Source organism: Alkalihalophilus sp. As8PL (genome assembly GCF_040939795.1).
GTDB lineage: Bacteria > Bacillota > Bacilli > Bacillales > Bacillaceae_D > Alkalihalophilus > Alkalihalophilus lindianensis.
The window spans coordinates 3,032,644-3,052,544 of sequence record NZ_CP162551.1; the positions used below are offsets into that span (position 1 = coordinate 3,032,644).

A 19,901-nucleotide genomic window follows, 5' to 3' on the forward strand; every position below is an offset into this window, starting at 1 on the left:
GAGTTTAAATGAAGTTAATTATTGCGGAAAAACCTGATCAAGGTGCAAAGCTTGCAGCCCCTTTTCCATCAAAGAAACTACAAGGTGCGATTGAAATAAAGCCTTGCGCCACCTTTCCACGTGGAGCATTTGTCACATGGGCTGTGGGACATCTTTGTGAGCTCAGACCCCCGGAGCATTATCATCAAAAATGGAAGGCATGGAAGCTTGACACCTTGCCAATATTGCCAGAAACGTTTGAATTTCAAGTAAGTAAGGGCAAGTATAAACAGTTTCAAGTGGTGAAAAAGCTCATTGGAAATCCGGCTGTTTCTGAGATTATTATGGCAGGGGATGCAGGACGAGAAGGGGAATTGATCGTTAGGCTTATTATTGAACAATGTAAGTCCACTAAGCCGCTAAAAAGATTATGGTTGTCGTCCTTAACGAAGCAAGCTGTAGAAGAAGGTTTTCAGCATTTAAAATCGGAACAAGAAACACGTCCTCTTTATTATGAGGCGTTAAGTCGTGCGTGTGCTGATTGGATGATCGGAATGAATGCCTCTCGTGCGTATACCTTACTTTTGGGTGAAAAAGGGATAAATGATATCTTTTCAACTGGACGTGTTCAAACACCAACTTTAGCATTAATTGTAAAGAGAGAAAAAGAAATAAAAGCATTTAAATCAGAACCTTTTTGGGAAGTAAAGGCAACCTTTCAGATGGAAGAAAAAATCTATGAGGGGACTTGGCATAAAAAAGGTGAAACAAGAGTACAATCCGCTAAACAAGCAAAGCAAATAGCTCAATTTTGTGAGGGGAAATCGGCAGCTGTAACAGCAATCAAGGAAGAGAAAAAACGTTACCAACCACCGTATTTATACAATTTATCGAGCTTACAAGCAATAGCAAACAAACGATATAAATTCTCGCCAAAAAAGACATTGGACGTTGCTCAGAAACTATATGTGAAAGGATATATCTCTTATCCAAGAACAGACTCCAGCTTCATTACCAAAGGAGAAGCTGATACCTTTTCTACAATTTTATCTAAATTGGCTCAATTTAAAGAGTATCAAGCTTACTTTCCCTTACCGATTAAAAGCTTAAAAGCTAATCGGAGATATGTAAATGATCTAAAAGTGAGCGATCACTATGCGATTATCCCAACTGAACAAGTGCCAAATGTTGAAAAGCTTACAGGTGAAGAGAGGAAAATTTATGACCTTATTGTACGATCCTTGCTTGCAGCGCATGAACAAGAAGCAATAATAAGTCATAGTCATATTGAAACAACGGTAGAAGACCGGGCAACTTTTCAATCGAAAGGAAAGCAGATGCTTCAAGAAGGATGGCGTAAGATTATTTACAATGAGTCGAAAAATAATCAAGATGTCCTCCTTCCACCACTCTCAAATGGGGAAGAAGGAACGGTTGTGAAATCCAATGTAAAAGAAAGTATGACCCAACCACCAAAACGTTACACGGAAGGTCAACTGATTACTGTAATGAAAGCTGCTGGAAAGTCGATTGAAGATAAAGAGTTAGAGAAAGTATTAATGGAGGCTCAAGGACTTGGTACAGAGGCTACAAGAGCTGGAATTATATCGATCCTAAAAGATCGTGGTTACATGATTGTAGAGAAAAACATTGTATCTCCTACTCCTAAAGGGTGCTTATTAATAGAAGCTCTTGGCTCTAGTATTCTTGCTTCCCCTGAAATGACAGCAAAGTGGGAACAACGCCTAAGCGAAATTGGAGAAGGTGACGCTTCTTCAGAGGCATTTATGGAGCAAGCAAAAAAGCTATCTATTCATTTGATTGAGGAAGCCGCATCTCAATCAAAGAATTGGGATTTTACTCAGTTTGATACATCTTCTATACAAAGACGACCTTTTAAACAAAGAAGTAAAGGCACTAAAAAGGTAGTTGGGACCTGTCGCTTGTGCAAAGGGGAAATTGTTGATAGGGGAACGTTTTATGGGTGTTCAAATTACAAAGCTAAAAAATGTTCCTTTACCTTATCTAAAACGTTGTTGGGTAAAAGGATGACGGAGCCAATTATAAAATCTTTACTTGAAAAAGGGAAGACAAACTCAATCAAGGGCTTTAAAAAAGGAGAGCAATCGTTTGATGCTGTTCTGACCATAACGAATGAAGGAAAAATCAACTTTGAAAAATGATGTAGTTATAAACAGAAAGCCCCTCCTTGAGTGGGGCTTTTTCATTGTTCTTGGACTAGTATGATTATTTTTTTCGATTCATGAATGCATCTATCACGTCCCCAAACGGCATCTCACTTACTTTGTCGATAATCTTTTCTAATTGTGTTTGTTGGCGAAGATTGCCCTGTAAGACAATTTCCACATTTTGTTCATTATCGACAAGTACCGCTCGAACGGTCAGGGCATTCGTAGCTAAAGCGGCAATAACTGCAATTTGTTGGGGGGATAAATTATAGGATTCTTTTTTTTGATTATTATTGTTATAACCATTCTGACCATGATTGCAATTATAGGGGCCGTTCTGTCGATTCATATTGATTACCACCCATCCTAGCCATTGTGAAGGTCAACCTAAGAGGATGACATCTTCAGTTAGTGAACCAGAACTAGTAGGGCTATCTTTACCAATACCTAAGGCAAAATAACCAAACAAAATGGCCGCCACTATAAAAAGTATTGTCCTCCGTGTTTCCTCTTGGTCGGACATAACTTCACCTCCATGCCCATGATTCTTCCTACATCTTATGAAAAGGTGGGCAACTAGGTGCATAATGACATCCCTATCCTATGCATAGCGAAAATAAAAAAGAAATTTTCTTCTATATGCGGAATCATTTTTTCTAGTGGCAACATAGTTTAGTAATAGAGAGGGTGTGATGATGATTGGTGTTGTAAGAACGGACAAGTGGTTAAACCATTATAAAGGTGAATGGGCGAACCAAATCACTCTACAACAGAAACAACAGTGGCATCAGAAAATGCTGATCGCTCCCTTACAACCGCTATTCAATAACGCCGAGTTCTCATTGCAAGGACATTTGATTCATTTAGGTCTCATTTCTCCTCAAGAGGACTGTGAAAAGGTCACAAAGCATTTTATTGAACATCATTATTGGGCGATTATTTCAGAGCATTTTCACAGTTTAAAGAAAAAATGGAAAGCGCCAGATATTCCTATATATATTTTGCCAGCTAGTTCAAATCAAGAAACGATTAAAGAACTAGGAGGTAAGAATGGACTGACTATAGATAATGCAATCATCCTATTTCTCGATGAAGGATTGTCAGATGCAGAATTAAAAGCAATGATCACGCATGAGTTCCACCATCGATTTAGACTTTTTATTACGAAGGAAAAAGAAGAATCGATCTCTCTATTAGAATCAATGGTTATGGAAGGACTCGCGGAATTAGCTGTACAAAAGGAAGTGGGGGAAAAGTATATAGCCATTTGGACAAATATGTATAACATAAAAGAAATGATCCCTTTGTTTCAGCAGTGGATAGAGCCTCATTTATTTACCAAAGGAAGAGGGCGACATCTTCATTATTTGTATGGTGGTGGAATGAATGATGTGCCTCGATGGCTTGGTTATTGTTGTGGATATCATATTGTTCAGTCGGCACTAAGGCATTTTAAAGGAAGATCGATAGAAGAACTTACCACTATAAAATCCGTAGATTGGCTCAAGGCATCTTGTTTTTACAACTATGTGAGGGGGCGTAAGGATGGAACAAGAAAGTTTATATGACATTGCAAAGAATGGTGGGGGTGAATATGGTTAGGATTTTCATTATGTTGGTGGGGTTTGGATTTGCTGTTGCAGGAGGTGTTAGCTTACTCGCTTATTTAAATATTTTAACTCTGGGATATGAGTTCTCTTATTATATGCATTTCATCGCTACGAGACCTGAACTGTATTTATTTATCATAGGGGTGATAATGGTGATTGGTTCTTTGGCTATCCCTGACCGAAGAGAACGAAAAAATAAATAGTTGAGAATATGGAATCAATCTACTGAATGTGGAATAAACTACCTTAAGCTTGCCCATACTGTGGATACAAATCGTTAACAGTAAGGGGGGCTTTACATGGTTCATATTAGGGACGTATGGGTCAATTGGTTTGAAGGGGAAGAAAACGGTTATAATGTGTGTGATTTTTTTGAATGGCGAAGTGATGATCGAATTGAAGTTCTCGATCAAGCAATCTTAGTAAAAGTCAGTCAGGAATTATATGATTATATTGAAAACCAATTAACAGATCTACCTGAAGAATTACTTGAAGCTGTACATCAACAAAGTTATTTAAGAAAGAATATGTCACGTATTCAACTTGATTACTGCTTTATTGCCACAGATGGAAAAGGGATTATTGCTGTTGACACCATGGGCTACAAAACACCGATCCGAAAAAGTCGACTTACCCCAAGACAGGATCAAATTGTCTATGAAATGCTTGAGCAAAATGAATTTGAAACATTTGAATTAATTGAACGTCATGAGCAAAAGGAATATCATATCCTATCACCTGATCCAGATGAGATGCGCGGGCTGACTCGTAAAGAACGTCAACTCAAACAATTATTATATATGGCGCTTGATCAGCTTTATCATTCAGGCCATGATGCTGAAGTACGTTATTGGTATACAGAATGGAACCCACGCGACTATGTTCGTATTCAAATGCTATCAAGGGATGAAGCATGGCATGAATTATATAATGAAGTTAAAGGCGGCTGGTCACCACGTCACCATCACTTGTGTGAATCAATGGTCAAAGGACAAGCCTTTTTTGAAAAGTTATGGGAACTTGAGCATGGTGAGAGTGTAAAGTAACTTAATTTATGTTCATCAAGTGAACCATTAGATTCTCACATTTACAAGAAACATCAACTCTCCTATAATAAGAAGGAAGAACGAATATATGGGAGGGGTAACGATGGACGGTTTTGCGTATTTAGTCATGCAAATTCTAACAATTGTACTTCTAGTTGGTACATTAGGTTTATCATTTTTCGTGGGTAAGATCTGGAAAAAGAACAACGGGTATTAAAATAAAAAGCGGACGAGTATATTCGTCCGCTTTTTATTTTGATCATGTGGAAAACAGAAGAGAGCACTTTTCATTTTAATGTAATAAGGAGCTTTACTGTTGAATTAGAAGACGGTACCCCTCTTAGCTTTTTTTAGCGTCAAAAAAATTAACGTTTCTTTCTTCCAAGGCCCATTGCTCGTTCAGCTTTTTCAACCATTTTTGAGGCCGCAAGATTTGCTTTCTCGGCACCTTCATCTAGAATGCGGTCTAATTCTTCAGATTCTATCAGCTCATTGTAACGTTGTTGAATCGGTTCTAGTGTTCGTACAACAACATCAGCTAAATCTTGTTTAAATTCTCCGTAACCCTTACCTTTATATGCTTCTTCTAGTTCTTCAATTGATTTCCCTGAACATAAGGAGTAGATTGAAAGCAAGTTTGAAACAGCAGGCTTTTCCTCTCGGTTAAAGCGAATTTCACCATCAGTATCTGTAACAGCACTCTTAATCTTTTTAGTAATAGTGTTCGGAGCATCTAACATGGAAATATAACTTTTAGGATTAGGATTTGATTTACTCATTTTCTTTGTAGGATCATTTAAAGACATAATACGAGCACCTACTTTTGGGATGCGCACTTCTGGTACAGTGAAAATATCATTGAATTTTTTGTTGAAGCGTTCAGCTAGGTCTCGAGTAAGCTCAAGGTGTTGTTTTTGATCTTCTCCAACAGGGACGATATCAGTCTTATAAAGTAAAATATCAGCAGCCATCAATGGCGGATAAGTTAATAATGAAGCAGAAACAGCTTCTTTCCCGTCTGACTTATCTTTAAACTGCGTCATTCTCTCTAGTTCGCCAATATAAGCAACGCATTGCATCATCCAACCTAGTTGTGCGTGTGCAGGAACCTCTGATTGTATAAATAAAGTTGCTTTATGGTGATCAATACCGACTGCTAAATAAAGAGCAGCTAGACTGCGAATATTCTCTCGTAATTTTAGCCGATCTTGAGGAACCGTAATCGCATGTTGATCGACAATACAGAAATAACAATTTGCCTCATTTTGCATCTCAACAAAATGTTTCATGGCTCCTAAATAGTTTCCAAGTGTTAATGTCCCACTTGGTTGAATACCTGAAAAAACCGTTTTCATATGGCACAACCTTCCTTATCTTAACCATTGTTTAGTATGTAAAGTATTTTTTAATATTAAAATCATAACAAATTGTTCCTTGAAATCCTAGTCGATTTCTTCATCAAGCTCTTCTAAACGCATGTTCTCAGAAAAAAAAGTAAACAATATAGAGGATAGATAGGGTTGGAATAGAAACGAGAGAGGAAGTTGTTTGAAATGAGTCATATTACAATATTTTCAGCTTCAATTGGGAGTGGGCATAATGAAGCGTCTAAAGCGCTAAAAAAACAACTTGAAACCAAAGGGCATAGTGTGACTATTGTTGATACATTTTATGCTATTCATCCCCTTCTACACAAAGTTTTTTTTGTACTTTACTTAAGTATGATAAAAAGAGCCCCGAACTTATGGGGGCGCTTATATAAATATGGAGCGGACTATTCTTGGTTTTTAATAATGGATAAATTAGGTGGTTTTTTTTGTAGTAAATTATATTCCATTATTTCTAAACAGAACACCAACATCATGGTTTCTACTCATCCCTTTGTAACAGCTTTTCTTTCGAACTTGAAAAAAAAGCATTGCTTAAATATCCCACTCTATACTGTTATAACAGACTTGGATTTGCATCCGGGTTATATTCGACCTGAAATAGATGCTTATTTTACAGGGGCGCCAAATTACGAAGTATTTGCTAAGGAATATAACGTTCCTTGTGCCAAATTTCATTTTACAGGGATACCAATAAAGACGGTCCCAGATCCATTACTCTCACGTTATCAAGCTAGAGAAAGACTAGGGTTAATGCCCAATGAAAAAACAGTGCTATTAACTGGTGGTGGTCTAGGTCTAGGAAAGTATGTTGAAATTATTAAATCATTAGATGGTTTGAATAGCCCTGTGCAGTTAGTGTGTATGACGGGAGTCAATAAAAAAATAACCACGAAGATTAAATCTATTGTGAGTAAACATAGAATACACGTTCTTGAATTCACAGACCAGTTTATTGATTATCTTCGTGCAAGTGATGTGATATTGTCGAAAGCAGGGGGGTTAACAATGTCTGAAGCACTTGCTTGTGAAACGCCAATTCTAGTTTACAAACCTGTACCAGGACATGAAGAAAATAATGCTACGATATTGACGGAGATGGGGACTGCTATAAAAGCAGATAAATTGTCGGATATAAATGTCTTACTTGAACGTTTACTATTTGATCATTCTTTTTATAGGAGTCTTGTTCAAAATGCTAAAAAAACTAAAACGCCATATGCTGCCTCTCATATTGCAAATGTAATCACAAGCATGCCATGTTCAAGAGTAATGCATATGGAGGGGTTGCACCCCCCTCATTTAAGAAAACCATAACCTGCTATTCCTAAATAAGGAGTAGCAGGTTATGGTTCTTTACCATCGTTCTTTAATTCATAGGTACTTGTCGTTGAACCTTACCTTCAATACGTTGAAAGATATTCTCAAGAGAAGGACCTGTAATAGTTAAACCATGATTTTTAAGTCCGATTATCGTTTCAGCAGGATTATCTGCATCCCGAACTAATTGGGCCACAGTTTCAGCTAATTCAAGGGTGCCACAAGGATAATTTATTTCGGTTGCTTTTACATCATCCATCCACGCATGTATGTGTACAATTGCGCCAACTTCTGGATGTTCTTTGTATATCATCCAATGCTCAATCGCATCAACTGAAGCTCTTTTAGGTTTAACATTGGGAGGGATGCTCACCTCCATTTGATTTGCATCACTGTTGTATCCTTTAATGTAGAGGATATCTTTTCCAACATCGTTCATATTAGATTTATCGATACCACTTGCACTCATCCAAAAATGATTCTGGTCAGAGCGAGCACTTAAATTTCCATAACTTAGCCCCCCGATGCCGTAGAGTTTATTTAGATGTCGCATATCTCTTTTATTTAAATAATGTTCAAGAGGGAAAGGGGCAGGAAGTAAATCCATTTTATCTAACCTTTTGCCAGATTTGCTGAGTGCTTCAGTGATATGATCTCCATTCCACTTGTCAGATGGTAAGTCTTCATCAAATTCATTATCAATAACCAATTTAGAAGTTGATAAAGGTTGCAGGCGTTGAAAGATTTTCATGAAAAAATCTTTTTCCTCTTCGCCCTTTTTATACTTAATAGAATAACAACCTTGCTCAGGCGTGAGAAAATGTATATCTACTTGTTCATCTCGATGATTTATATACATAAGGTGGTTAGCTAAAGACCTAATTAGAAACGGATACACTTCTTTAAAAATATCATAGGGTGCCCCTTTACTTTCTAGTACAGCTACCACAAATGTTGCTTGTGCTTTACGGCGGTACGGTCTTACGTTATCCTCATCTAAAAAATGAAAAACGAGCTTTATTTGGTTATCCGGTTGATCGCTATATTCAAAATTTCTTTCCGTAAAGGTAGAGATTATTCCAGCAGATAACCATTTTAAAATAGCGCTAGATGGAGAAGAACTAAATGTAAAATTATTCATATGATACCTCCAACTTGTTTTTCATGATCAAAAACCACTTTCATTACGTTTATTTTTCTTTTATTTGAGATTGTATGAAAAGCACGTTTATATTCTTGAAGAGGAAATTGATGTGTAATTAAAGGAGAAAGGTCAACACGTCCTCTTTTCATCAGTTCTATTGCAATGTCTAGCGAGTCCATTTTTTTTCCCTCAAACTCATTTGTACTATAAGCAAAACAACCTTTTATGGTTAGTTCATTTAGCCAGACCATTGTCCAATCAACTTTCTCAATCATGCCAGCCAAGCCTAATAGCACTACTTTCCCACCACTGTTTGCAAATCTGAGGGAATCTTTAATGCTCTTCTTCTTCCCCACACATTCATAAACAATGTTAGCTCCACCTTGTATAACTTCTTCTCCAATAACAGGTTTTAGGACTTCGGCATTTAATACTTCGGCTGTCTTGTTTACATAGGAATGGTTTAATTGAACTACATGATCAACCTCATACAGTTTAGCTAACTCTCCTTGGAATAAATGTTTAACGAGTATGGTAATGGAACACTTAATTCCAAGAGCTCTTATCGCAGCTAATACAGATAAACCAATTACCCCTGCTCCAATAATTAACACCTTATCATTTTCCTTTGGAGGATTTCTTAATACAGCATGTAAAGCACAGCTGAACGGTTCAACCAACACCCCATTTAGGTCATCCACTTCATCTGGTAAAATCTTGATTTGACTTTTGTGAGCAACTAAATAGGGACTCCAGCTACCCCCTGTGTTACGACATGCACCAATAAGTAAGCCAGGCTCGATCGATCCCTTGGTTTTATGAAGGCAGAGACTTTGGTCACCTCGCTCGCATGCTGAACAAAGTTCAACATTCCGACTTTCACAAGAGAGAACTGGGTTAATAACAACTCGTTGCCCTTTTTCTAAAGACGTAACATTCGATCCTAACTCTGATATTTGTCCAACAGCCTCATGCCCTATTGTAAAAGGAAAGGATACATAAGGGGAGGTAGAGGGACTGTCATGTAAGTACAATAGATTCATGTCACTGCCACAAATCCCACCATACTTCACTTTAACTTTGACCCATTCCTCATTCGGTAATGTAGGCTCTGCTGTGTCATTCCACTTTAAGCAAGAAATATGGGTATTCCAGTAAGTAGAGGGTAACCATCTTCCTAACATTTTAGATAGGATGTACTTTGGTATGTTGAAGTCGAATTGTAATGCCTCCATAATAAAACCTCCTTAGAGAACAAATCTTGAGCTTGACTTTAATATATCCCTCCAACAGATAATTATGTATATAGTTACCAAAACAAAGGATTATTTGGTAGGGAATAGATAAGCTAATAATAGGAAACGATGTATCTTATATGAATACAGGAGTGAAGTAAAATGTTCATATTTGTTATAAATAAAAATTCAGGTAAAGGTAAAACCCTGAAAGTTTGGGATGAAGTAGAACTCTATTTACAATCAAAAAAAGTAGACTATCAAGTATTAGTCACTGAATCTAAAGAAGATGTACTTCAATTAAAGTCACTAATCAATAATGTTCATACAAAAATAAGCGGAGTTATAGCAATAGGAGGGGATGGTACAAGTCAAGAAGTTATAAATCAATTAGTTGATACAGGATATCCATTTAGTGTAATTCCCACTGGTTCAGGGAATGATTTTGCTAGAGCACGAGGGTTAGATAGGAACGTCAGAAGAGAAGTTGACCGCATTATAGGAGGGCGCCAAGAAAAAATTGATCTAATGAAGGTGGACAGTAAGTACTGCCTAACCGTTATAGGTCTCGGATTTGATGGGGTGGTTGCACAAGTTACAAACCAAATGGGATTCAAAAAATGGTTAGGAAGCTTTTCTTATATTATAAGTGTATTAAAAGTATTACGGACCTATAAACCATCCAGCGTTGAGTTAACTATAGATGGCGAATATTTACAATATGATAAGGTTTGGTTAATAGCAATCGCAAACTATCCCTATTATGGGGGTGGTATGAAAATTTGTCCTAATGCCACAAGTCAAGATGGGCTAGTAGATATATGTATTGTCCACGGGCAATCTAGATGGAAGTTACTACTACTGTTTCCTTCTGTATTTAAAGGAGAGCATGTGAAGCAGAAAGGAGTTAATATACTTCAAGGAAGGGAGATTATTGTAAATGCTGATAAGCAATTAATCATACATGGTGATGGGGAGATTATTGGGGTAACACCCATCACTATTACGATTGAGAAGAATGCTTTAAATATAATCTCCTAATAAGGGTAATACTCTTTCTTCTAGTGTGGGTTAATATTTGCTTTTAATTTAGAAATGTTTTTTGGAGGTTCCATGGTTAATTTACATTCTTCATATTCAAGGAGAAAGAGCAACTCGACAAGTTCACAGAAAAAGTGTTTTATTGTGTTCAGGATATCATTCATGTTTAAGCCCCCTGTATCAATGATTAAGTTTAATATAATCCAAATAGGCCGAAAAAATTCACCTAAACGCTTGGAGATTAATTCCTCCTTTTTCTTTCGCGTAAACGTAATATCAACAAGAGAATATTAATACTTGCTAAAATAAAAAACAAAATACTGGTTTCTTTATTATTCATATAAGCTGTAAAGATGTAAATAGCTAAAAAGATAATGAAAATTAATTGGAAGGCTTGTAGCTTTGTTATTTTCTTTCACTCCCTTCGCATCATTCTAGTTAAATGGACATAGTCTACATTATAGCAAACCTTGTCAGAGAATAAGAAGGGAGGACAAGAGATGACGATACGCCAAGCCTTTTTTAGAAGCGCACTTATCATTATCCTTTGTTCAGTCGGATTTATGTACAGCCAGTCAGATAGTGTATTTAAACAAGTAGAAGAGGCGGTTGCCGCATCAGTTAAAGAAGGGGTTCAAGTAGGGAATGAAGCTACGTCGTTTGAACTTACCACTTTAGGGGGAGAAACGGTTGCCTTAAATGATTATCACGGTACACCAGTTGTCATTAATTTTTTTGCAACATGGTGTCCACCTTGTCAAGAAGAAATGCCTGTCATTGTAGAAATGGAAAAAAGATTAACCAATCAAGGAGCTAAATTCATAGCGGTAAATATGACAAGTCAGGAAACGAGTAAAGCAGAGGTTACTCCATTTTTAAAACATTTTGGTGCAAACTTTGATGTCCTCTTAGATGAATCGGGCGATGTGATGGATACGTATCAAATTATTGGCATCCCAACAACGATTGTTATTGATGAGAATGGCATTATTGTTCAACGTATTAATGGAGGGCTTTCTTATAGCATGATGGAAGATATTTATCTATTTAGATAAGAAAAGAGAAGGGGCCCTTCTAGGAGGGCCCCTTCTTCATTATTGGACAAAGATTAAATAGGAGGAAACAAAATAAAGAGCAATTAACACAATTGATGGTAGCGCATAACGAAACGTTGATTCAATTGGCTTTCTAACTAAAGAATATAGGACAACTACACATAAGATCCCAACACCGGCTGCGGTTATTTGGTGCACACTTGATATCGATGCAATGATGGAACCTTTTTGATAAAAGATATCTGATGCACCTAATATTAAAATGTTGAATAGATTACTACCAAGAATAGAACCAATAGCTAAATTATAGTTTCTTAACTGCAAAGCCACTAACACTGAAACGGCTTCAGGTAAAGAGGTTGTAGCAGCAATGAGAAAGCTGCCAACAAAACTTGATCCGAGACCAGTAACAACAGCAATCTTATCCCCTGAAACTGTAAGGAGTGTGCCAGCCCCCATAATGACGATGGCAGCAATAATGAACCCGATTATCGCTGTTTTTAGTGAGATGGCAGAAAAATCATGTTTTGATTCTTCCACCTCTTCGGCAGGTTCACTAGGCTTACTCGTTTGTTTTTTAGAAAGGATGGAGATATACCACACACCAGCCCCATAAACAGTTAGTAAAATCCACATATCAACACCTATACCAAGGAAGGTGATATCAATTCGAATCGTAAGTGCCAACAGCGCAACGATTGCTAGTAAAAGTCCAAGGCTCGCTGTATAAAAATGGGAATGGTGAGCATGTCTAAATATCTGCTGTTTTCTAAAATACAAATCAAAGCATGCAATAATTAACAGGTTAAACATATTACTACCAAATACATTCCCTACTGCAATATCAGGGTTATCTAGGACAATAGCTGAAACACTTGTTGTGACCTCCGGTAACGACGTTGCACCTGCAAGAAAGATTGTACCAACCACCATACCGCCAAGCGATGATTTTTCACCGATTGTATCAGCATATGTGGAGAGCTTGATTGCTGAAATAACAGTGACGATTGCAGCAAGTATAAACCAAACAAAAACCATACCTCATACCTCCCTAATAGTCATACCGCATGTAAAACGGGATGATTAAAACCATAATCGATTGCTAAAAGCACAAAAAAAGACCTTTTTATGAGAGTTTGCCCAATAAAACGAACTCTCATAAAAAGGTCTTGCGTACTTTGTATATACAAAGCTCAATGAACCGAGTGGAATATCCACTGTCATGACGACTCATTGACCATAGTGGTCGCTACTCCCCTTTTTAGGGATGTTACATATTTAATTCCATTTAAATGTAGCATGAGGAGGGAATGCCGTCAATTATTTTATTTTAAAAAGAAATGAGAAAAGGTAAACGTAGGAGTTAACCTTTCCTCTTCAAGACTTAAGTGGTTTGAGATAGAGCTCGCTCCACTTTTTCGTCTAGTTCTGATAACATCTTTCTTGCCCGTTGGTCTGATATGGTTCTGTAATGGTGTTCGCCGCTAGGTTCCTCATCCGCTTCATCTGCAAGAGCCACAACCTGTTGTAGAGGATTTAGATGGAGTTCTCCTTGTGGTAAATAGGAATCGGTATGAAGGAGGATAGCTAAGGCAATTTCTTTCGCTGATTGAGGATGTTCACCTAAGCGTATAAGTAATTTATGTGCTCTCTCAGCCCCCTTGATTGCATGTATATCATTTTGTTTATACAAATTATAATCCCATTTGCCATTACGATACCAAGTGTAGTGACCTATATCATGAAGAAAGGCAGCTTTTGTTGCGAGGTCAGGATTCACATTGTAGGTTTCGGCTAATTTATAGGCATGGAAGGCACAAGCAATTGCATGGGCCATACCAGAACGTTTAACAAATTTTTGCGTAATGGGATGATCAAAAAGTTGAATTAGTTTGACATGTCTCATAGAACGAGCTCCTTTCGAGATGGAATATAATCTTACAAGTGAAAAAAGTATTTTTTCTATTATATAGAGCTCATAGTAAGGTTGCAACGATAATGATAGAGATTGTTCATTATTCTTTTACCCTTTTCTCTGTTATAATAAAGCAATTATTAGAAATTAAGGGAGTGAATTATGGGCACAACACATACATTTTCAAAAAGCGAAGAAATTGCAAATGCGGTTACGCACGGAATTGGTGTATTATTAAGTATTGCAGCCCTTGTTTTATTAATCGTATTTTCTAGTCTGCATGGTACAGTCTGGCATGTAATTAGTTTCACAATTTATGGTGTAACGATGCTTCTCCTATATCTTTCGTCTACAATGCTTCATGCACTGCCACCTGGAAAAGCAAAAAATGTATTTGAAATTATGGACCATGCATCGATCTATTTATTTATAGCAGGGACCTACACTCCTATATTATTTATTGTCGTTCAAGGAGCGCTTGGTTGGACTCTATTTGGAATAGTATGGGGACTTGCAACGTTTGGAATCGTCTTTAAAGCCTATTTTGTAAAACGGTTTTTGTTTCTGTCAACATTGTTTTATATTTTAATGGGATGGCTTGCTTTGTTTGCGATCAAACCAATCATTGAAAACTTAGGATCTACTGGGCTTATCTTTCTGATCGGAGGAGGCCTTTGCTATACTTTAGGAACCATATTCTATGTGTGGAGAGGGTTTAGATATCATCATGCAGTATGGCACTTGTTTGTGCTAGCAGGTAGTGTCTTACACTTTTTCCTCGTGTTGTTATTTATTCTACCACTTTAATTTTAAGGTCGTTTGACGTACAGTCATTCGACTTTTTTTGTGCAAATAAAAAAAGATAAGAGATTTTTAGGCTCAAGGGTGACATGAGTGAAAGGGAGACGTTATACTTCTAGTTGGGAGGACTAGACATGTATGTAAATAGTAAGGAATTAGCAGATTATTTAGGTGTCACTTTGCAATATGTCCTAGAACAGGTTGAAAAAGGTAATATTAAGGCTGTGTATGATGGGGAAGAGTATTTGTTTAATAAGGAACAGTTTACTTGGTATAAGGAGCAACTTGATTTAAAGAGAAAGCAAATCGCACACGAGCTTTCTGAGCCTTTGCCTGATGATTGGGATGCCAAAGATGAAGACTAATACATAAGAGAGAAGAGAAAGGCTGTGGGATTGTGAAGAAAAGAATACTTTTACTTTTCGTATTGCTAATAAGTTCGTTTTTATTTGTATTATCACCAGTAATCGCTGAGGATTCAGAAAAGAGTCCTGCGCGTGATCATCAAGAAAAAGTAGTGGAACGCACCACTCTAGAGCTTCCTGAGCGCCTTACTCGTTTTGTTTATGATTCTGGGTATCAATTTGATTATCCTGAAGATGGAGTAAGAGGAATATATGTGACTGGAAATTCAGCGGGTGGGGAACGATTTGAGTCTTTACTTGAGTTGTTAAATACGACGGATTTGAATTCAATGGTTATTGATATTAAGGAAGATCATGGTTATCTTACATATCGACCTGAAGAAGATTCTCCTTTCTATGGGATCTCTCAAAACTTTATCTCTAATCCTGATCAAATGATGGAAACGCTTGAAGAAAACGAAATTTATCCGATTGCAAGAATTGTGGTATTCAAAGATTCCGTTTTAGCTGAGGAAAGACCAGATTTATCTTTCACTGAAAATGGACAAGTTTGGAAAAATGGTCGTGGTGAAGCTTTTGTTAATCCTTTCTTAAAAGAAGTATGGGATTATAATATCGACATTGCTGAAGAAGCAGCAAAAATGGGTTTTGAAGAAATCCAATTTGACTATGTACGCTTCCCAGAAGGGTTTGAGCGTCGAGATGAATCGTTGGGTTATTCTGTAGGAGAGTATGAAGGCGGGGATGGAGATAATATTCAAAAGCGAGTATCTGCCGTTACTGACTTTGTAGCTTATGCAAGAGAGAGATTGGCCCCTTATGATGTTGATGTCTCTGTAGATATTTTTGGATACGCAGCTACAATCTCTGAAGCTCCTGGAATTGGTCAAAATTTTTCGAAGATCTCAGAAAATGTAGATGTTATTTCATCGATGATCTACCCAAGTCACTGGACACCATATTTTGGGATTGACAAACCAGATCTTTATCCATATGAATTAACGAAAGAATATGCTAAAGTAGAAAATCAAGTGTTAGGCGCTCTAGAAGAACCTCCTGTATCTCGTCCATGGATTCAAGATTTCACTGCTCGTTACTTAGGTGCAGGTAATTATTTGGAATATGGGAAGGATGAGGTAGAGGCGCAGATTAGAGCATTGAACGAAGAGGGCATTAATGAATTTTTATTATGGAATGCATCCAATCGCTATACTGAAGGAGTTAACTACAAGCCTTAATGAATCGAGTACCCATAACGGGTGCTCTTTTTTTGTAATAGAGAGTATAGACTAGGAACTTAGATGTATTCTATGGAAAAAGGGTTTAACAGCGGATTTCTTTACCATGTCAGGTTATTTTACAAAAGAAGCTATAATGTGCGAGTTTAAGCTTTGTTAAAAGAGGAATATACTATAAGAAGAACAATTTACGGAGGTCATAACATTGAACTGGTATGAAAAACTTAATAAATATTTTCCTGTACAAGAAATGAAGTCAAGAGAACATATGGAATTATTATTAAAAGAAAAAGCAGATATTTACCATAAAGATGAAGGCCCTAATCATGTTATGATGTATGTAGAAACGGATGACTTCTCTTTTGTCGATTATTTATTCGTTTCTAAAGATGCCAGAGGACAAGGCTTGGGAAAGAAGCTTCTCAATCAACTTAAAGCAAAAAACAAGCCGATTATTTTAGAAGTAGAGCCAATTGATTACGAAGAAACAGACACAGAGAAACGTCAACGCTTTTATAATCGTGAAGGGTTTAAACACGCAGAGTCAATCGGCTATCGTCGTCGTTCACTTGCAACGAATGAAGTGAATGAACTAGAAATCCTCTATTGGTCACCTACAGATGAATCTGAGCACAGTATTTATGAAAAAATGAAGCATACGTATGAAAATATTCACACTTACAAAGATAAAGAACTTTATGGATCTTCATATGAAGACGTTGACCAAGTGCTTACTTACAAGCAAGAGGATGATGATCAACCGACTGTGTGAGTGAACTCAAGACGCCAAGTGAAGGATGGTGTTTTAGATGAAAGGTTCACAAAAGAACAAATTAAAGAGAAGAAAAAGGGACATGGTGAAGGATTTCTTGAAAAAAAATCTTAAAAATTGGAAGGGTCGACCAAGCAGAAAACCAATGACTCATTCTAAACGTACACCTGCCTCTTAGTGGTAATAAGTTTTGAAGCTATGTACAAAATGTGCATAGCTTATTTTTATATTAAAAGATCGAAGAATTCTCTTGAAATTAAAATGTCTACTTATAATGTGTCGATCTTGTGACAACTAAAGCATGGAGGCAAAGTTCATCGTATAATAGACTAAGTAAACCTTAATGTTTAAAAACTTTTAGGTTTAGCTTCTAAATAGTAGGGGTAAAGAAACACTGTGTATAAGTAACTTTCATCAATGTTTAACAAATGTACAATAAAGATTAAACTTTACCTATACAAGAAAGAAATATTGTATTATAATGGATCTATAAGACAAATATCAACAATCTTCATCAATAGATCTCAATTCTGGAAGGAGAGGTCCACACGATGGTTACTTTATTAACTTCACCTAGTTGCACATCTTGTCGTAAAGCAAAAGCATGGTTAGAGGAAAATGACATTCCTTTTGAAGAGCGTAATATTTTTTCATCTCCTCTTACAGTAGAAGAAGTGAAAGAAGTAGTACGTATGACTGAAGATGGGACAGATGAGATTATCTCTACAAGATCTAAAGTATTTCAAGAGTTAAATGTTGAGCTTGAAACACTACCACTTCAAACTTTATTTAAAATTATTAGTGATCACCCCGGCTTACTTCGTCGTCCGATTATTTTTGATGAAAAGCGTCTACAGGTTGGTTACAACGAAGCGGAAATTCGTCGTTTCTTACCTCGTAAAGTTCGTTCTTTTCACTTGGAAGAAGCAAAACGACTTGTTAACTAATAAAAAACCTTCTAGTTCACTTTTGATAACTAGAAGGTTTTCTTTGTTTTAATGTAAATTTGGCCTTTGAAGGCGCTGATTTGATAACCATCCTACTAATAGAACACCAATAATAACGATTAATTGGAAGGCGATTGAAAATGATGGATGATGAATAAACAAAGGAGAGAGCATTTGTTCATGTTTTATCATACGTGTTGCTGTAAAGGCTAAAATACCTGCACCGACGTAGATGATAATGGGAAAACGATCGAAGGCTTTTAAGATAATTTTACTTCCCCAAATGATAATGGGTACAGAAAAGATTAATCCAATCATCACAAGAGTAGTATCCCCGTGAGCCGCTCCGGCCACGGCAATGACATTATCAAACCCCATGACAAAGTCAGCTATGACAATTGCTTTAATCGCAGTCCATACATTCGTTCCTCCATCTATAGCAGTCTCTTCTTGATGAGATGCTAAAAGAGAATAGGCAATATAAATTAAAAGCGCACCACCTATAGCCAATAAGAATGGAATTTCTAATAACTCCACTGCTACTACTGTGAGGAACATTCTGATTACCAATGCTAAGGTTATTCCTAAGATAATCGCTTTGTTTCGAATAGAAGGATTTAGATACCTACAAGCAAGTGCAACAACGATTGCGTTATCTCCTCCCAATATAATATCGACACCAATAATTGTTCCTAACGAAATGAACCAATCTAATTCCATTTTTATATCAGCCCCTACATCGTTAAACCATTCATAATTTACCTTGACAACTCATAAGTTGATCTGTAACAATGAAAAGTCATACTAGAATTAAAGCTTGTCTAAAATCCCTATAGAAAACGTATATTTAAGAAAAGCAAAATATATGAATGGAAATTTACCTAGCAATATGAACAACGATGCTTTTTTCTGAAAAATCTTAGAAAAATAGGTTTTTAGATTTCCATTTTGAGCTGATATGTCATAAAATAAGAGAAACAGATAATAAGCTCTTAATGTATAACAACATATTTGGTTATTCTATTGTTAAGTGGGGCAAGCTGAGTCGATAAAAAATGATGATGGCAGGCTCAATTAATCTGTTTAAGTGAAGTTTGATAGGAGGGAGAGCGAACATGGACATTGAACGCGTGAATGATACAACAATTAAATTCTTTATAACGTATAAAGATATTGAGGACCGGGGATTTGACCGAGACGAGATTTGGTATAATCGTGAACGTGGGGAAGAGCTCTTCTTCGAAATGATGAATGAAGCAAGTGACCGTGACGAATTTGAATTAGATGGTCCATTATGGATTCAAGTTCATGCATTGGATAAAGGATTAGAAATCGTTGTAACCAGAGGGCAAGTTACTGACGGAAATGTAAAGCTTGAAATTCCTGTGAGCCAGGATAAAGAAACTCGTGATGAGAATATGGTCGACTTGATGACGGGTCATTCAAGTGAAGAAGACCTTGATATAACTGATCAACTTGAGCTAGTCATTGGCTTTGCAGATTTTGAAGATGTGATTTCTTTAAGTCACAATTTCTTTATCGATGATCTAGAGAATGAACTATATCATTTCGAAGGACGTTATTATTTACATGTGCTATTTAATGACGAACAATATAACGAAGATGAGCAAGATGATATGCTAAGTCAAATGCTTGAATATGGATATGAATCCGACCTTTCAATTTATCGTATGCAAGAATACGGGAAAGAAATTATGCCTGAATTTGCGCTTAAGAATTTAAGAAAACACTTTCCAAAAAAGTAATGATTAAGCCGATTTCATAGGAAGTCGGCTTTCTTTAATAGTGGAAAATGTTAAAATTAGGTTATTTTAAATGAGTAAGCTATTTTAATG

At 36.7% G+C, this 19,901-nt stretch carries 21 protein-coding genes; 13 read left to right on the forward strand and 8 right to left on the reverse strand.

From position 1 onward, the window contains the following. Window positions 1-8 precede the first annotated feature (8 nt). Window positions 9-2,162, forward strand: a complete 2,154-nt coding sequence (locus tag AB3N04_RS16695) for a DNA topoisomerase III (RefSeq protein WP_368503782.1) — start codon at window positions 9-11, stop codon at window positions 2,160-2,162. A 64-nt stretch (window positions 2,163-2,226) separates the two neighbouring features. Here the strand turns inward: AB3N04_RS16695 and AB3N04_RS16700 are convergent, their stop codons facing one another. Continuing rightward, on the reverse strand, window positions 2,227-2,517 hold the full coding sequence (locus tag AB3N04_RS16700; protein ID WP_047973624.1) for a hypothetical protein: 291 nt from the start codon (window positions 2,515-2,517) through the stop codon (window positions 2,227-2,229). Between the two features lie 33 nt (window positions 2,518-2,550). After that, window positions 2,551-2,691 (reverse strand): hypothetical protein, encoded by a 141-nt coding sequence (locus tag AB3N04_RS16705; RefSeq protein WP_157860759.1) that lies wholly within the window; start codon window positions 2,689-2,691, stop codon window positions 2,551-2,553. A 169-nt stretch (window positions 2,692-2,860) separates the two neighbouring features. Between AB3N04_RS16705 and AB3N04_RS16710 the strand changes: the two genes are divergently transcribed. From AB3N04_RS16710 to AB3N04_RS16720, 3 genes are all read left to right on the forward strand, one after another. Then, window positions 2,861-3,736 (forward strand): DUF2268 domain-containing protein, encoded by an 876-nt coding sequence (locus AB3N04_RS16710; protein WP_368503783.1) that lies wholly within the window; start codon window positions 2,861-2,863, stop codon window positions 3,734-3,736. Window positions 3,737-3,762: 26 nt separating this feature from the next. Continuing rightward, the gene (locus AB3N04_RS16715; protein ID WP_047973627.1) at window positions 3,763-3,981 is read left to right on the forward strand and encodes a hypothetical protein; all 219 of its coding nucleotides are present in this window, start codon (window positions 3,763-3,765) and stop codon (window positions 3,979-3,981) included. A 96-nt stretch (window positions 3,982-4,077) separates the two neighbouring features. After that, window positions 4,078-4,824, forward strand: coding sequence for a DUF3603 family protein (locus AB3N04_RS16720; RefSeq protein ID WP_368503784.1), 747 nt, complete (start codon window positions 4,078-4,080; stop codon window positions 4,822-4,824). A 365-nt stretch (window positions 4,825-5,189) separates the two neighbouring features. Here the strand turns inward: AB3N04_RS16720 and trpS are convergent, their stop codons facing one another. Continuing rightward, on the reverse strand, window positions 5,190-6,179 hold the full coding sequence (trpS, locus tag AB3N04_RS16725) for a tryptophan--tRNA ligase (RefSeq protein ID WP_368503785.1): 990 nt from the start codon (window positions 6,177-6,179) through the stop codon (window positions 5,190-5,192). Between the two features lie 198 nt (window positions 6,180-6,377). Here trpS and AB3N04_RS16730 point away from each other — a divergent pair, with 198 nt between their 5' ends. Continuing rightward, the gene (locus tag AB3N04_RS16730; RefSeq protein ID WP_368503786.1) at window positions 6,378-7,529 is read left to right on the forward strand and encodes a glycosyltransferase; all 1,152 of its coding nucleotides are present in this window, start codon (window positions 6,378-6,380) and stop codon (window positions 7,527-7,529) included. Between the two features lie 52 nt (window positions 7,530-7,581). On the opposite strand, the gene AB3N04_RS16735 is transcribed toward AB3N04_RS16730, so the two are convergent. Continuing rightward, entirely contained in the window at window positions 7,582-8,673 is a 1,092-nt protein-coding gene (locus tag AB3N04_RS16735; RefSeq protein WP_368503787.1) for a class II aldolase/adducin family protein, read from the reverse strand. Beyond that, window positions 8,670-9,911 carry a zinc-binding dehydrogenase gene (locus tag AB3N04_RS16740; RefSeq protein WP_368503788.1) on the reverse strand — a complete coding sequence of 414 codons (1,242 nt, stop codon included), beginning with the start codon at window positions 9,909-9,911 and terminating at the stop codon, window positions 8,670-8,672. Before AB3N04_RS16740 ends, AB3N04_RS16735 begins: the two co-directional genes overlap by 4 nt. A gap of 162 nt (window positions 9,912-10,073) precedes the next feature. Between AB3N04_RS16740 and AB3N04_RS16745 the strand changes: the two genes are divergently transcribed. Next, complete coding sequence (locus tag AB3N04_RS16745) at window positions 10,074-10,952, forward strand: diacylglycerol kinase family protein (RefSeq protein WP_368503789.1); 879 nt, start codon at window positions 10,074-10,076, stop codon at window positions 10,950-10,952. Window positions 10,953-11,452: 500 nt separating this feature from the next. Continuing rightward, window positions 11,453-12,007 (forward strand): TlpA disulfide reductase family protein, encoded by a 555-nt coding sequence (locus AB3N04_RS16750; protein WP_368503790.1) that lies wholly within the window; start codon window positions 11,453-11,455, stop codon window positions 12,005-12,007. Between the two features lie 39 nt (window positions 12,008-12,046). Here the strand turns inward: AB3N04_RS16750 and AB3N04_RS16755 are convergent, their stop codons facing one another. Further along, complete coding sequence (locus AB3N04_RS16755; protein ID WP_368503791.1) at window positions 12,047-13,045, reverse strand: sodium:calcium antiporter; 999 nt, start codon at window positions 13,043-13,045, stop codon at window positions 12,047-12,049. Window positions 13,046-13,391: 346 nt separating this feature from the next. After that, entirely contained in the window at window positions 13,392-13,913 is a 522-nt protein-coding gene (locus tag AB3N04_RS16760) for an HD domain-containing protein (protein ID WP_317122252.1), read from the reverse strand. Between the two features lie 171 nt (window positions 13,914-14,084). Here AB3N04_RS16760 and AB3N04_RS16765 point away from each other — a divergent pair, with 171 nt between their 5' ends. The 5 genes from AB3N04_RS16765 to spxA all read left to right on the forward strand — a co-directional run bounded on the left by AB3N04_RS16765 (window position 14,085) and on the right by spxA (window position 18,045). Further along, entirely contained in the window at window positions 14,085-14,729 is a 645-nt protein-coding gene (locus tag AB3N04_RS16765) for a hemolysin III family protein (protein ID WP_368503792.1), read from the forward strand. A 128-nt stretch (window positions 14,730-14,857) separates the two neighbouring features. Further along, complete coding sequence (locus AB3N04_RS16770) at window positions 14,858-15,088, forward strand: excisionase family DNA-binding protein (protein WP_368503793.1); 231 nt, start codon at window positions 14,858-14,860, stop codon at window positions 15,086-15,088. Between the two features lie 32 nt (window positions 15,089-15,120). Then, on the forward strand, window positions 15,121-16,326 hold the full coding sequence (locus AB3N04_RS16775) for a putative glycoside hydrolase (protein ID WP_368503794.1): 1,206 nt from the start codon (window positions 15,121-15,123) through the stop codon (window positions 16,324-16,326). 205 nt (window positions 16,327-16,531) lie between these two features. After that, window positions 16,532-17,098, forward strand: coding sequence for a GNAT family N-acetyltransferase (locus tag AB3N04_RS16780; protein WP_368503795.1), 567 nt, complete (start codon window positions 16,532-16,534; stop codon window positions 17,096-17,098). A gap of 551 nt (window positions 17,099-17,649) precedes the next feature. Beyond that, complete coding sequence (spxA, locus tag AB3N04_RS16785; protein ID WP_317122257.1) at window positions 17,650-18,045, forward strand: transcriptional regulator SpxA; 396 nt, start codon at window positions 17,650-17,652, stop codon at window positions 18,043-18,045. Window positions 18,046-18,093: 48 nt separating this feature from the next. Here spxA and AB3N04_RS16790 read toward each other — a convergent pair whose 3' ends face one another. Next, window positions 18,094-18,765 (reverse strand): TerC family protein, encoded by a 672-nt coding sequence (locus AB3N04_RS16790; protein WP_368503796.1) that lies wholly within the window; start codon window positions 18,763-18,765, stop codon window positions 18,094-18,096. A gap of 395 nt (window positions 18,766-19,160) precedes the next feature. On the opposite strand from AB3N04_RS16790, the gene mecA reads away from it, so the two are divergent. Beyond that, the gene (mecA, locus tag AB3N04_RS16795) at window positions 19,161-19,811 is read left to right on the forward strand and encodes an adaptor protein MecA (RefSeq protein WP_368503797.1); all 651 of its coding nucleotides are present in this window, start codon (window positions 19,161-19,163) and stop codon (window positions 19,809-19,811) included. Window positions 19,812-19,901 lie beyond the last annotated feature (90 nt).